At 49.3% G+C, this 13373-nt stretch carries 15 protein-coding genes; 3 read left to right on the plus strand and 12 right to left on the minus strand.

Features of this window, described 5'->3' with window-relative positions; genetic code table 11:
* Positions 1–230 precede the first annotated feature (230 nt).
* The 5 genes from mmsA to WH46_RS02980 form a co-directional block, all read right to left on the minus strand.
* Positions 231–1766: a multiple monosaccharide ABC transporter ATP-binding protein gene (gene mmsA / locus WH46_RS02960; protein ID WP_017812745.1), complete on the minus strand. Its 1536-nt coding sequence runs from the start codon at positions 1764–1766 to the stop codon at positions 231–233.
* 21 nt (positions 1767–1787) lie between these two features.
* The gene (chvE, locus tag WH46_RS02965; RefSeq protein ID WP_017812744.1) at positions 1788–2888 is read right to left on the minus strand and encodes a multiple monosaccharide ABC transporter substrate-binding protein; all 1101 of its coding nucleotides are present in this window, start codon (positions 2886–2888) and stop codon (positions 1788–1790) included.
* A 301-nt stretch (positions 2889–3189) separates the two neighbouring features.
* Entirely contained in the window at positions 3190–4173 is a 984-nt protein-coding gene (locus WH46_RS02970) for an aldo/keto reductase (protein WP_046225623.1), read from the minus strand.
* 152 nt (positions 4174–4325) lie between these two features.
* The gene (gene cysK / locus WH46_RS02975; RefSeq protein ID WP_046225624.1) at positions 4326–5246 is read right to left on the minus strand and encodes a cysteine synthase A; all 921 of its coding nucleotides are present in this window, start codon (positions 5244–5246) and stop codon (positions 4326–4328) included.
* A 67-nt stretch (positions 5247–5313) separates the two neighbouring features.
* On the minus strand, positions 5314–5718 hold the full coding sequence (locus WH46_RS02980; RefSeq protein WP_046225625.1) for a MerR family transcriptional regulator: 405 nt from the start codon (positions 5716–5718) through the stop codon (positions 5314–5316).
* Between the two features lie 203 nt (positions 5719–5921).
* Here WH46_RS02980 and WH46_RS02985 point away from each other — a divergent pair, with 203 nt between their 5' ends.
* A complete protein-coding gene (locus WH46_RS02985) occupies positions 5922–6329 on the plus strand; it encodes a carboxymuconolactone decarboxylase family protein (protein ID WP_046225626.1) in 408 nt (135 codons plus the stop codon).
* Positions 6330–6408: 79 nt separating this feature from the next.
* On the opposite strand, the gene WH46_RS02990 is transcribed toward WH46_RS02985, so the two are convergent.
* Positions 6409–6624 (minus strand): hypothetical protein, encoded by a 216-nt coding sequence (locus tag WH46_RS02990; protein WP_046225627.1) that lies wholly within the window; start codon positions 6622–6624, stop codon positions 6409–6411.
* 209 nt (positions 6625–6833) lie between these two features.
* On the opposite strand from WH46_RS02990, the gene WH46_RS02995 reads away from it, so the two are divergent.
* Complete coding sequence (locus WH46_RS02995) at positions 6834–8036, plus strand: MFS transporter (RefSeq protein ID WP_046225628.1); 1203 nt, start codon at positions 6834–6836, stop codon at positions 8034–8036.
* Positions 8029–8676, plus strand: a complete 648-nt coding sequence (locus WH46_RS03000) for a TetR/AcrR family transcriptional regulator (protein ID WP_046225629.1) — start codon at positions 8029–8031, stop codon at positions 8674–8676. Before WH46_RS02995 ends, WH46_RS03000 begins: the two co-directional genes overlap by 8 nt.
* 319 nt (positions 8677–8995) lie before the next feature.
* Here WH46_RS03000 and bioB read toward each other — a convergent pair whose 3' ends face one another.
* The 6 genes from bioB to WH46_RS03030 form a co-directional block, all read right to left on the minus strand.
* Positions 8996–9997, minus strand: coding sequence for a biotin synthase BioB (gene bioB / locus WH46_RS03005; protein ID WP_046225630.1), 1002 nt, complete (start codon positions 9995–9997; stop codon positions 8996–8998).
* A gap of 299 nt (positions 9998–10296) precedes the next feature.
* Positions 10297–10710, minus strand: coding sequence for a monovalent cation/H(+) antiporter subunit G (gene mnhG / locus WH46_RS03010; protein WP_026136125.1), 414 nt, complete (start codon positions 10708–10710; stop codon positions 10297–10299).
* On the minus strand, positions 10664–10978 hold the full coding sequence (locus WH46_RS03015; RefSeq protein ID WP_017812734.1) for a Na(+)/H(+) antiporter subunit F1: 315 nt from the start codon (positions 10976–10978) through the stop codon (positions 10664–10666). The genes mnhG and WH46_RS03015 overlap by 47 nt, the downstream gene beginning before the upstream one ends.
* Entirely contained in the window at positions 10978–11454 is a 477-nt protein-coding gene (locus WH46_RS03020) for a Na+/H+ antiporter subunit E (RefSeq protein WP_017812733.1), read from the minus strand. Before WH46_RS03020 ends, WH46_RS03015 begins: the two co-directional genes overlap by 1 nt.
* On the minus strand, positions 11455–13044 hold the full coding sequence (locus tag WH46_RS03025) for a Na+/H+ antiporter subunit D (RefSeq protein WP_046225631.1): 1590 nt from the start codon (positions 13042–13044) through the stop codon (positions 11455–11457). It lies immediately after the preceding gene.
* Positions 13034–13372 (minus strand): Na(+)/H(+) antiporter subunit C, encoded by a 339-nt coding sequence (locus WH46_RS03030; protein ID WP_017812731.1) that lies wholly within the window; start codon positions 13370–13372, stop codon positions 13034–13036. The genes WH46_RS03025 and WH46_RS03030 overlap by 11 nt, the downstream gene beginning before the upstream one ends.
* Between the last annotated feature and the right edge of the window lies 1 nt (position 13373).

Here is a 13373-nt window from a genome sequence, read left to right on the forward strand (position 1 = left end):
TTTGTTCTGACCCTTCGTACTAAGTAGGCACCGCTTCGGTAAGGGATCATGCCGGCGGCCTCCGGTAAAGAATGGATATTTGGAATGACCGCTTGCAGCGGTAAATATCCATTCTTTAATTCGGTCTCTGGCATGATTCCCTTACCTCCGCTACGTGCAGAAAGTTCGGGATAGAGCAGGTCAAAACCTTTGGTGATATGGGTAGTTAATAAATAGTTGATAATTAGTCGTTATATCTTGGCTTTGTGTTTGGTCATGTAGGTCATCAGTTTTTCCTGAGTCGCTTCGGCGCGGTTTACTTCGCCGGTAATCTGACCCGCATTCATTACATAGATGCGGTCGCAGATTCCGAGAATCTCGGGTAGCTCGGAAGAGATGACCAGGATACTTTTACCTTCATCCGCCAATCGATTAATGATCGTGTAGATCTCGTATTTGGCACCAACGTCGATACCGCGCGTCGGTTCATCGAGAATCAGGATGTCCGGACCGGAGAAGATCCATTTGCCCAGTACGACTTTCTGCTGGTTACCGCCGCTCAGATTGCTGGTCTTCTGCAGGATATTCGGCGTCTTGATCTTCATCTGTCCGCGCATGTCTTCGGCTACCAGCACCTCTTCGTGTTCATTCACGACCGTGGATTTGGTTAGTTTCTCCAGACCGGTCAGCGAGATATTGCGCTTGATATCATCGAGCAGGATCAGACCGTAATTTTTGCGATCCTCGGTGACATAGGCGAATCCGTTCTTGATCGCCTGAGTCACATCGTTATTGCGGATTTCCTTGCCGTCTTTGATCAGGGTACCGCTGATATTTTTCCCGTAGGATTTGCCGAAAATACTCATCGCCAGCTCTGTACGACCGGAGCCCATCAGACCAGCGATACCGACGATCTCGCCGCGCCGCAGGTTCAGATTGACATTGTCGATCATTTTGCGATCGGCATGATGCTCGTGGTAGACATTCCAGTCTTTCACTTCCAGTGTAACTTCGCCGATCTTCGGCTGACGTTCCGGATAACGGTGGGTCAGATCGCGACCGACCATACCGCTGATAATGCGATCTTCGGTTACTTGATCCTTGTGCATATCGAGTGTCTCGATCGTCTGTCCATCCCGCAGAATCGTAACGGAATCAGCGACCTTGGCAATTTCATTCAGCTTGTGAGAAATGATAATGCAGGAGATTCCCTGGCTCTTGAAGCCGAGCATCAGCTCCAGCAGATTCTCGCTGTCATCTTCGTTCAGTGCCGCTGTCGGTTCATCGAGAATCAACAGCTTCACCCGTTTGGAAAAGGCTTTGGCGATCTCGACCAGCTGCTGCTTGCCGACTCCGATATTGGTAACCAGTGTGTTCGGGGATTCGCTCAGGCCTACTTTATCCAGCAATCCCTGAGTACGCTGCAGGGTCTCGTTCCAGTCGATGACACCGCCTTTTTGCCGTTCATTACCGAGGAAAATATTCTCGGCGATCGACAGATACGGGATTAGCGCCAGCTCCTGATGGATAATAACAATACCCAGCTCTTCGCTATCTTTGATGCCTTTGAATTCACAGGTCTTGCCTTCGAAAACAATGTCGCCTTCATAGGTACCGTGACCATACACACCGCTCAGTACCTTCATCAGGGTCGATTTGCCTGCGCCGTTCTCGCCGCAGAGTGCATGAATCTCGCCTTTGCGTACTTTGAGATTCACGTTCTCCAGGGCTTTGACGCCGGGGAAGGTTTTGGTAATGCCTTTCATCTCCAGAATGATATCGGACATGGTTGCTCTGCCCCTTTCTGTTTATTTTGCAGGTGCTTCGTCGCCGTATACTTCCTGTTCGGTGTAGTAGCCACCCTCGATAATTTCTTTTTTCACATTCGATTTATCAACAGATACCGGGTCCAGCAGATAAGCCGGTACGACCATCACATTATTGTTGTACGATTTGGTATCATTCACTTCGGCTTTTTCGCCTTTGAGAATACTGTCGACCATGCCGACGGTTTTCTCGGCCAGCTTACGTGTATCCTTAAACACGGTTTGTGTCTGTTCGCCGGATACGATCGACTTGATTGAAGCCAGCTCGGCATCCTGTCCGGTAATAACCGGCAGTGGTTTGTCGGCAGAGCCATAACCTACGCCTTTGAGTGAAGAGATAATCCCGATACTGATACCGTCATATGGGGAGAGAACTGCATCCAGTTTCTCGCTGCCATAGTAGGCACTCAGCAGGTTATCCATCCGTGCCTGGGCAAGCGATCCATCCCAGCGGAGTGTAGCGATCTGGGCCATGGTAGTCTGCTTGCTCTGAATGACCAGCTTGCCGGAGTCTATGTAAGGCTGAAGCACTGACATGGCCCCGTTGAAGAAGAAGTAGGCGTTGTTATCATCCGGCGATCCGCCGAACAGTTCGATATTGAATGGGCCTTTGCCTTTATTCAGGCCGAGTTTCTCCTCAATATAGGAAGCCTGCAATACACCGACCTTGAAGTTATCGAATGTCGCATAGTAGCTTAAATTCGGCGTATTCATAATCAGTCGGTCATAAGAGATGACTGCTATGCCCTCGGCATGTGCTTTGCCGATGACATCGGTGAGCGTGTTGCCGTCAATCGCTGCGACGACAATAACATCGACACCCTTGGTGATCATGTTCTCAATCTGCGAAATCTGGTTCTCAACCACATCCTCCGCATATTGCAAATCCGTCTTGTATCCTTTAGCCTGGAACTGCTTGACCATATTCTCCCCGTCCGCGACCCAGCGTGCAGACGACTTGGTTGGCATCGCAATACCGATATAACCCTTGTCACTGCTGCCGCTGCCGCTTTCTGCCAGATTGCAGGCACTCAGGGTAAATACCATCAGGGTAACCAGTATCAGCATTATTCCCCGTTTCATTAGAGACGCTCCTTTCTGTCCATTACGATGAATATTATTTGGTTAAAATTGTATTGATAACGCTTTCTTTAAGCATAATAGCACTGCAGGTTGCTAGCCGTCTTTTCACTTATACGACCTTTTTTATAAAAATCCGACTTATATTGGAAAATGAGTCTATCGAGAAACATAATTGTGCCGGCGCATTCGCAAAATTAGGTACGCGAGAATCAGCAGACAACAAAAAAAGCGAACTCCGAAGAGTCCGCCTGCTTTTTGTAATCATTTACGATAGATCATTGTATAGTCGTCACGGCTAATCTTAATATGCTCCGCGAATATGTTCATGAATCTGTTCATTATAGAACCTGCGCAGACGTTCATGTTCTTCCGCGCTGAACGGCTTGGCTGACAGTACGCCCAAATTGTCTTCGACCTGACGTACATTTTTGAAGCCCGGAATAACGGCGGTAATCTGCTCGTGATCCAGCAGCCAGCGTAGTGCAGCGCGGGTCATATTGCCACGTCCTTCAGCGATCCAATCGAGCTGGGAAGCCAGCTCTACTCCTTTGCGGAAAGGAAGACCAGCGAATGTCTCGCCAACGTTGAATGCTTCGCCATTCTGGTTGAAATTGCGGTGGTCTTCCGCTTCAAACTGCGTATCTGCGGAGAATTTGCCGGTCAATAGTCCACTGGCGAGCGGCAGACGAACCAGCAGTCCCACTTCACGCTCAGCGGCACGCGGCAGCAATTCGGCAATCGGTTTTTGTCGGAAAATATTGAAGATAATCTGTAGCGCCTGCACACCGGACTGCTCCAGACAGAATAATCCTTCTTCCACAGTCTCTACGCTTACGCCATAAGCGCGAATCTTGCCTTCCTGCTGCAGCTTATCCAGCACTTCAAATACAGCACCCTGCTGCAGAATCTCGAATGGTGCACAGTGGATCTGGTACAGGTCGATCGTCTCCCGCTCCAGTCGCTGCAGGCTATCTTCGCACCATTTGCGTACCTGCTGCTCGGAATACGTGTGAGGATCGGAGATATCTCCCTGGCGGCAGAACTTGGTAGCGATATGAATCCGGTCTTCTTTGCCTTTGGTCGCGCGGGCAAGTAATCGCTCACTCTTCCCGTCGCCATAGACATCGGCAGTATCAAAAAAGTTCACGCCTTCATCCATTGCCTTATCCAGTGCACGCAGCGATTCGGCTTCATCGGTCTGTCCCCATGATCCTCCGATAGCCCATGTGCCAAAGCTGACTTCACTGACCTGTAGTCCTGTCTTGCCAAGCGGACGGTTATTCATATATGGTGCCTCCCTCATGATGCCTTATTATTTTCCAGCGGCAATATTGTAGCAGACAAAAGCATGTATGCGCTATCTTTATTCAACTGCTGCTCGTCTACCTGTTGATTCAGGATTCGGTCAGCTATGGATGTAGTGTCTCGTCCAGCCGGTTACAGCAGATTCATACTTAGATAGCGCTCGCCATTATCGGGTGCGATACAGAGTACTTTGTGACCGGGGCCCAGCCGTTTCGCTTCCTGCATAGCCGTCCATACGGTAGCTGCAGAAGAAGGACCGACCAGTATGCCTTCCACTGCTGCAAGCTGGCGCATGGTGGCAATAGCATCTTCATCGGCGACCTGAATAATTTCATCATAAATCGAAGTGTTAAGGATCGAAGGAATAAATCCCGGACTCGTACCCACGAGTTTGTGCGAGCCCGGCTGACCGCCGGACAATACTGGAGAGCCTTTGGGTTCGACAACCAGAATACGCAGGTCGGGCAGATGCTGCTTCAGTGTCTCGCCGGTTCCGGTAATGGTGCCTCCGGTTCCGGATGAAGCGACAAAGGTATCCAGTTCCCCCTCCATCTGCTCCAGAATCTCCAGCGCTGTCGTCCGGCGATGAGCATCGGCATTGGCGGGATTGTCAAACTGGCGCGGCATATAGCTGCCGGGAATCTCGGTCAGCAGCTGCTCCGCTTTGCAGATCGCGCCGGGCATTTTCTCGGCAGCCGGGGTGAGTACCACCTGTGCACCGTAAGCTTGCAGAATGCTGATCCGCTCCTGGGACATATTGTCCGGCATCACCATGATTGCGCCGTATCCTCTGGCTGCAGCATTCATTGCCAGACCGATCCCGGTATTGCCACTGGTCGGCTCGATAATCGTACTGCCGGGCTGCAGATGACCATCTCGTTCTGCCTGGACGATCAGATTCAGTGCTGCCCGATCTTTGACGCTGCCGCTCGGGTTAAAATATTCCAGTTTCACATATACGGCAGCGCTCTCTGGTTCAGTCAGGCGATTCAGCCGTACAACCGGCGTATCTCCGACCAGTTCGCTAATATGATTGACGACTTTTCTATTCATGGGTGGCCCCTCCTGTATACTGCTTTGTTATTTGCTCTGCTGTTTTTGCTTTATTGACGGCAGGTTGTTATTGGTGTTGGGATGGAATTGGCGATACTTCCTTTTGCTCTGCTTCGAGATCTCGGTAGTAGTCGATTTTCTTTTCCATATGCGACAGATCCTGCTGCAGTCTGCTCATCTGCTCGTGAATATGCAGACGGTGCTGCTCCAGCAGCTCCCGGCGCTGTCCGGCGGTATGATCGCCCTGGCTGCGCAGCTCGGAGAACTGCTTCATTTCGCTGATCGGCATCCCGGTCTGGCGCAGACGTATCAGGAATTCGATCCATGCGATATCGCCATCCGTGTAGTAGCGATATCCAATCGAATCCCGGCTGATGGGATGCAGTAGATCAATACGCTCATAGTATCTCAATGTATGGGTGCTGAGTCCGGTCATGACGGCAATTTGCTGAATCGTATAGGTATTTTCCATAGGGATTATTATATCATTCTATCTCACTGCGAATACACCGGATTCCGCTATTCTCTCTACCTACCAAAAATAAGCCTTGCCTTTGAGCGCGCTCTAAGCGATAAGCTGATCCTGTCGGTTGATCATTGAGACAACGAATAGACAGAATTCACGGTATGTACTCCCGGACAATGTACATGCCAAACCTGGAGAAGGAAATAACAATGGATACAACACGTTATGAAAAAGGATGGGCACGCCTCGGTGAAATTGATGGACATGGCGGAGAACAGGTTATTCAGTCGCTGCAGTCGATTGCACCGGATCTGGGCAAGTATATTATTGAATTTGCCTTTGGCGATATCTACACTCGTCCGGGGCTGGATGCGCAGCAGCGGCAACTGATTACACTCGCTTCACTTACAACGCAGGGCGGCTGTGAACCTCAACTGGACGTGCATATTAACGCTTCGCTCAATGTGGGACTGACGCCGCTGGAGATTGTAGAAGCGATCATGCACTGTGTGCCATACACCGGATTCCCCCGTGTGCTGAACGCTGTATTTGTCGCCAAACGGATTTTTGAAGAACGAGGGTTGCAGGTAGAGGGTCTGGAAAAAGAAAATCAATAAACTGCTATTCAGCAGGAAGTCTTGAGCAGACGAAGATCTATACAAACCAATATGTATACCAAAAAGGACCAGTCGCAGACTAGTCCTTTTTGGTCATGCTCAATATAAAGTAGCCCAACTTGGTTACCAAATACAAACCAAATATAATTATTAACGTACGGGAGATGACATATCCATCCAATGCCTGGCTATATCCGGGCGGGATCAGCAGCTCACTATTAAAAATCAGATAAGCAACACAAAGGATAGGTACAACGACAAGAATGACGGCTGCTATTTTCCGATCTTCTTTCATTACTCCACCTCCTTTTTTAAAAGAGAGAGTAACCTGTATCCTATCACAAGTTACTCTCTATTTTATTTCTTATTTTATCGAGTACAATCGTATATTTTCGCTATACCTGTCAGGTGAATATCGTTTACAAATAGATCTCTGGAATCCTATAATGGTTTACATATAGTAAATGATTACTTTGTGTAAACCTAATGATTCAGGAGGAATCTATGTCAACATCACTCAAGACCATGCTCCCCCTCAGCATTTTGATGCTGAATCTGTTTATTGCCCTGCTGGGTCAGGGAATGGTTATTCCGATTTTGCCGGATTATCTGCGGCAGTTTGATGCGGCGGGTACGGCTGCCGGTTATATGGTAGCTGCTTTTGGCGTGGCCCAGTTTTTATTTTCTCCGATTGGCGGACGCTGGTCCGACCGGTACGGACGTAAGAAAATGATTTTAGCCGGTTTATTTTTCACTGTGATATCGGATTATCTGTTTGCCGTGTCGCATCAGCTGCCGATTCTGTATCTGGCACGTTTTATCGGTGGAATCGGGCTTGGAATTATGGTACCTTCCGTGCTTGCCTATGTAGCGGATGTGACCACTCGCGATACCCGTGCCAAAGGGATGGGCTATATCAGTGCAGCCATGAATCTGGGTATGGTGCTCGGACCGGGAATCGGCGGAATCATCGCCCAGTACGGCATACGCATGCCTTATTACTGGGCAGCAGGATTAGGACTGGCTGCTACGCTGCTGACCCTGCTGCTGCCGGAGACGCTCAGTCTCGCCAAAAGGCAGCTGGCCCGGACTGCGGAACATTCGCAGCCATCTATGGTTCGCGAGCTGCTGCAGTCGTTTCATACGCCGTATTTCCGTTACCTGATGCTGATTCTCGTGATGACTTTTGGGCTGGTCAATTATGAGACGGTCTACTCACTGTATGTAGAACAGAAATATGGATTTACTTCTCAGCAGATCGCTATATTGATTACGCTTGGTGCATTGATCGGCATTATTATTCAGGTTGGACTGTTGGACAAATGTATCCGCTGGATCGGCGAGTATCGATTGATCCGCCTGTCGCTGTTCATGACCGCGCTGGCACTTCTGCTTATGCTGATTCCGGTTAACTTTGCCTATCTGCTGATTGTGTCTTCACTGTTTTTCGCTTTTAATGCCCTGCTACGTCCAACAGTGAATACGCTGCTGTCGCATGAGGCAGGCGATCAGCAGGGATTTGTCGCGGGGCTGAATACCACGTATGGCAGCATTGGCAATATTGCCGGCCCGATTCTGGCAGGTACGCTGTTTGACAGGCAGATTCATTTGCCGTATATTGTGGGTGCTTTTATTCTGCTCGCTGCGATCGGACTGACCCGTCAGCGACGCAAATCACTCAGGAAACGAGTCGTTGAACATGAATGAATCCTGGCATCAGCAGGTCAAAAATCAGCATCGCGAAGAAATCATTACCGCCGGCAGGGAACTATTTTTGCAGCGGAATTTTCCCGACGTGAATATCCGCGAAGTGTGTCAGCTCGCCGGAATCAGCCGGGTTACCTTTTACAAACATTTCAGTTCACTGGATGAGCTCGTATTCGAAGTACAGATGAGCATCATGCAGCAGATGACCGAGTATATACTGCCCGATTCCTCAGTATCCGGTTCAGGCAGACAGCAGCTGGAAGCTATCCTGTACCGATGGGTGGACTATGCCAAAAACTATCCTCGTCAGCTGCGCTTTATTACACTGTTCGATCTGTACTATGATTCCGGCACAGCCAGCCCGGAACTCAAACAACAATACGAGCAGTTCATTAATACCGAAGGTCGTCAGGGCTTTCTGCAGCCTATTCTGGAACAAGGCATCGCCGATGGTTCCCTGTCCAGCCACCTGAACCCGGTACACAGCGGTTTCTTTATTTTCCAAACCCTGATGGGTGTACTCCAGCGAATGAGTATGACCCGCCTGCCCGACTACGGCACTACCGTCGCTTATGATGATATCGTAATGCCTGTAGTGCGAATGCTGGTCCATACTATTACAGTCAACTCTTCACAGTAACCATAGCCTCCTCCCCCTTAGCAGTCTGTTCAATCAGCAGCTGTATAAGCAGGCAGGAGGCTATTTGCATAGATTCAGCACAACCCTCACACAAAAGCACGGAACGCAAGAAAGGAAATAAGGAAACAAGACGACCTTTAAGCCGGGAGATCCCCCTTTACTATATCCCATTCAGGATCTCCAGGCTTAACCGGAGTCATGTTCCTTATTCCTTTCTGGAGTGTATGCACATCAGCGTTGGATAAACATCCGCAACCAATCACTAAGCGCAGTCCCCATCAATAAGCTAATGATATCCACCATCTATATAACTTCACAGCTATACCAGCGCATTATGTTCGATCTCAAAACCGAGATCTTCAATCATTTGATAATCCAGCGCAGCCTCCTGTCCCGGTGTTGTCAGGTAATCCCCGACAAAGATCGAATTGGCCGCATATAATGCTAAAGGCTGGAGTGTACGCAGGTTCAGCTCACGACCACCAGCGACACGAATCTCCTTATCCGGACAGATGAACCGCAGCAGCGATAGTACTTTCAGTGCTTTGCGGGCATTGGTACGCTGCTGATCAGCAAGCGGTGTGCCGGGAATCGGATTGAGAAAGTTAACTGGAATCGAGTCTGCATCCAGCTGATGCAGGGCATAAGCCATTTCGACAATCTGCTCGTCACTTTCACCCATTCCGATAATCACCCCCGAACATGGAGACATACCACTTCCCTTAACCTGCTCGATCGTGTTGACCCGCTGTTCGTACGTATGAGTGGTTGTGATAGAGGTATAATGCTCACTGCTTGTGTTCAGATTATGATTGTAACGGTGCACACCCGCTTCCGCCAATCGCTGGGCTTGATCTTCCTGCAGCAATCCAAGGCAGGCACAGATTTTGAGCGGCATTGTTTCCCGTATTTCCCGCACAGCTTCGACCACCTGATCCAGCTCACGGCGGGATGGACCTCTGCCGGAAGCAACAATACAATAAGTGCCTGCCTGGCGGTTCATGGCTTCCCGCGCACCTGCCAGCAGGGTCTCCTTATCCAACAGGCTGTACTTGCTGACAGGTGCTGTAGAGACAATCGATTGCGAACAGTAGCCGCAGTCTTCCGGGCATAAGCCGCTTTTGGCATTGATAATCATATTGAGCTTGACCTTGTTGTCATAGAAATGATGGCGTACTGCATACGCTGCATGCAGCAGCGGCAACAGCTCACCATCCTCGGCACGCAGTACATGCATCGCCTGTTCGCGGGAAATCTGTTGTTTATGTATAGCCTGTACTGCCAGTTCATTCCATGATTGAGTAGACATTTGATTGATCATACGTCACCTTCACTTTTTTATTGTTAACCAAATTTAAATTAATAGGTTAACAATCGGATTATAGCAGAACCTTTCCGTCTATTCCAATATCGTTTATTTTCGGTGATCGATTCTAGCTACTTTCAATCATGAAGTCATCGAATCAAAAACTACACGCACCAGCAAAAAAAGCATGGCAGTCAGAGAAATTAATTCCTCTCTATGCTGCCATGCTTTCTTGATAATGCTTATATACTGTTGTGTTTATTAGAATTCGTTTGCCGCTTTTCATTTCTTCAGAGGTGCAAGGAAACCCATTTCTAATTCAGCGGTTCCTTCTCTGCCTTTTCGCGGTCGATCCCTTTTTTCTTGAGCGCCGGCTTCAGTTCATCCTTGGCCAGCTTCCAGAGGGGTACGCCCGTGCGGTAAGCAGCCCGGGCATTCAGATGTCCAGCCACCGGAGCAGTGATGAACACGAACACGATCCCCAGCAGAATCCGCATACTCGGATATCCATCAAAAACCCAGAAGAACAGGAACCCGCCCAGCAGTACACATAGAACGCCTAGCGTCGCACTTTTGGTCGCTGCATGTGACCGCAGATATACATCGGGGAAACGAATAATACCAAAGGCACTAAGTACGCTCAAAACAGCGCCAATCAGCACCAGTATCGCAATAACGGGTTCAGCGATCATCTGAATCGTCGATATCATCTCGGTCTTCTCGTTCATGCTCGATCACCACCCCTCTCTCAATATATTTGGCAAAAGCAACCGTACCCAGAAACGCGAGCACACCAACCAGCAGCATGACTTCAAGATAAGCCTGTGTATCCAGCATCATGGAGAGGACAGCAATAATAGCAATAATATTTACACCCACCGTATCCAGTGCAGTAATTCGGTCTGCCATGGATGGACCACGCAGGACACGATACATACAGCCCGCGACACCCAGCGACAGGAGGATCAGCGCGATAAATAGGGATATTTGCAGCATTACCGCGTCACCTCCTTGATCGCTTTTTCAAAGGTATTGCGAATATCTTCCGACATCTTGTCTTCATCCTGAATATCAATCGCATGAATATAGACCAGTTGCTGTTCTCGGGATACCTCAATCAGGATGGTACCCGGTGTGAGAGTGACCAGTGTCGATAGCAGTGTCAGTTCCCAATCAGACGTTAGATCTGTACGATGTGTAAGAATACCCGGATTGATATTCAGCCGCGGAGAGACAATGTGACGCAGAACGACGACACTCGATTTAATCAACTCCCAGAAGAACAGCAGCAGCAGCTTCCAGACAGCCCATACTTTGTGACCATAGAAATCATCCGGGAAAAATCGCTTCATGGCGAAAATAAGCAGCAGTCCGATCATATAACCAATAATAAAATTCAGCGCATCCCAGGTGGTGTGCAGAGACATCCAGACGACGGCGATAAGCAGGTTGAGTACAATTTGAAAAGCCATCTATTTACCGCCTCCCAGCACAGCCTGAATATACACAGCCGGATTCTCCAGTACCGATGCCGCCTCTGCAACATACGTATACACCCAGCCCGAACCCAGTCCAATCAGGATGACCAGTACGAACAATACCGAAGATGAAGTTACCAGCCACTTCGGACGAAACGACGACCAGCGGTAATCCAGCAGCTCATCACGATCATCCGGCAGTAGGTCGGGATGCCCCTCTTCTGCAGCCCATTCCTGATAAATGTCGTCAGATAGCTCTTTGCGTTCATCGGCCAGCGGACGGTCCTTGCCCCAGAATCCCAGCATGAAGATTCGCATAATCGAGTACAGCATCAGCAGACTGGCAGCCAGGCTGATCAGGGTCATCGCATACCAACCGCGCTCCATACCGCCCTGCACAATCAGCAGTTTGCCGGCAAATCCACTCAGCGGCGGTACACCTGCCAGAGCGAGCCCGGCTACGAACAGCATCCAGCCTGTAGCAGGAATTCGCTTGATCAGTCCACTGATCTGTGTCAATTTGGATGTGCCCGCTGCTCCGATCATAATACCGGCCAGCAGGAACAACAGCGCTTTGAGGATCATATCATGCAGCATATAGAAAATTGCGCCTTCCATACCTGCCGTATTGGCCGTTGCCAGACCAAATCCGATCAGTCCTACACCAGCCACGACATTATAGACCAGAATCTTGTTCACATCTCGGTAAGCCACCGCACCGATCACACCAAGGATCATCGTCGCAATACCCATCCAGCCGATCAACGTATAGAGGAATCCGGTATCATGATAGAAAATCAGGGTAAAAGTTCGCAAAATCGCATACAACCCCACCTTGGTCAGCAATCCAGCGAAAATAGCCGTAATGACCGATGGTGGTGCCGCATAAGAACCCGGCAGCCAGAAGAACAGGAACATCCCCGCTTTGAGACTGAATACAATCAGGAACAAAAAGGCAATTACGCTCAGAATGCCGGTCTGTCCCACTTCAGCTACGCGCTGGGACAGATGCGCCATATTCAGCGTACCGGTTGCTCCATATAGATAAGCCAGTGAGGCGACGAAGAAAGAAGAAGAAATAATATTGATCAAAATATATTTCAGCGTCTCCCGTAACTGCAGACGTGTACCTCCCAGTACAATCAGCGCATACGAAGAAATCAGCATGACTTCAAAACAAACAAACAGGTTGAACAAATCGCCCGTCAGGAACGATCCGTATACACCGACCAGCAAAAATTGAAAGAACGGATAGAAATGATACTTTTCCCGCTCCTCTCCGATACTGGCAAACGCATAAAACAAACATACCGCACCGAGAATCGAAGTCGTCAGTACAAGCAGTGCAGCGAACATATCTGCAACAAATACGATTCCGTAGGGAGCTGCCCAGCCGCCCATCGGCAGAATTTGAATACCGTGCATCTGCACCGTGGCTACGAGCCAAACAGCAATACCGATATTCGCCAGCACGGCAATCGCACCAATAATGCGCTGTACAGCTATATGATTTCGAGCAAAAATCTGAATTACCGCCGCTACCAGCGGAATCAGCAGCGGGAAAATCAACAGGTTATTGGCCACCTTTGCGCTTCACCTCCTCCATATCGTCTGTCTTCAGACGTATGTAGGAACGATACGCCAGTACAAAGAAAAAAGCAGTGACTCCAAAGTTAATAACAATAGAAGTCAGAATTAAAGCCTGGGGCAGCGGATCGACATACGTACCGGATTCTTCTCCCAGCAGCGGTGGGGCTCCGGTCTTTAGCCGTGACATGGTCAGCAGCAGCAGATGCACCCCATGCGTCAGAATCGATGTGCCGAGAATAATCCGCAGCAGACTGCGCGATAGAATCAGATACACGGCTACAGCGAATAGTATACCGATAGCGATAGACATCCATACTTCCATA

The sequence above is a fragment of the Paenibacillus dauci genome, from assembly GCF_000971985.1.
Classification (GTDB): Bacteria; Bacillota; Bacilli; order Paenibacillales; family Paenibacillaceae; genus Saccharibacillus; species Saccharibacillus dauci.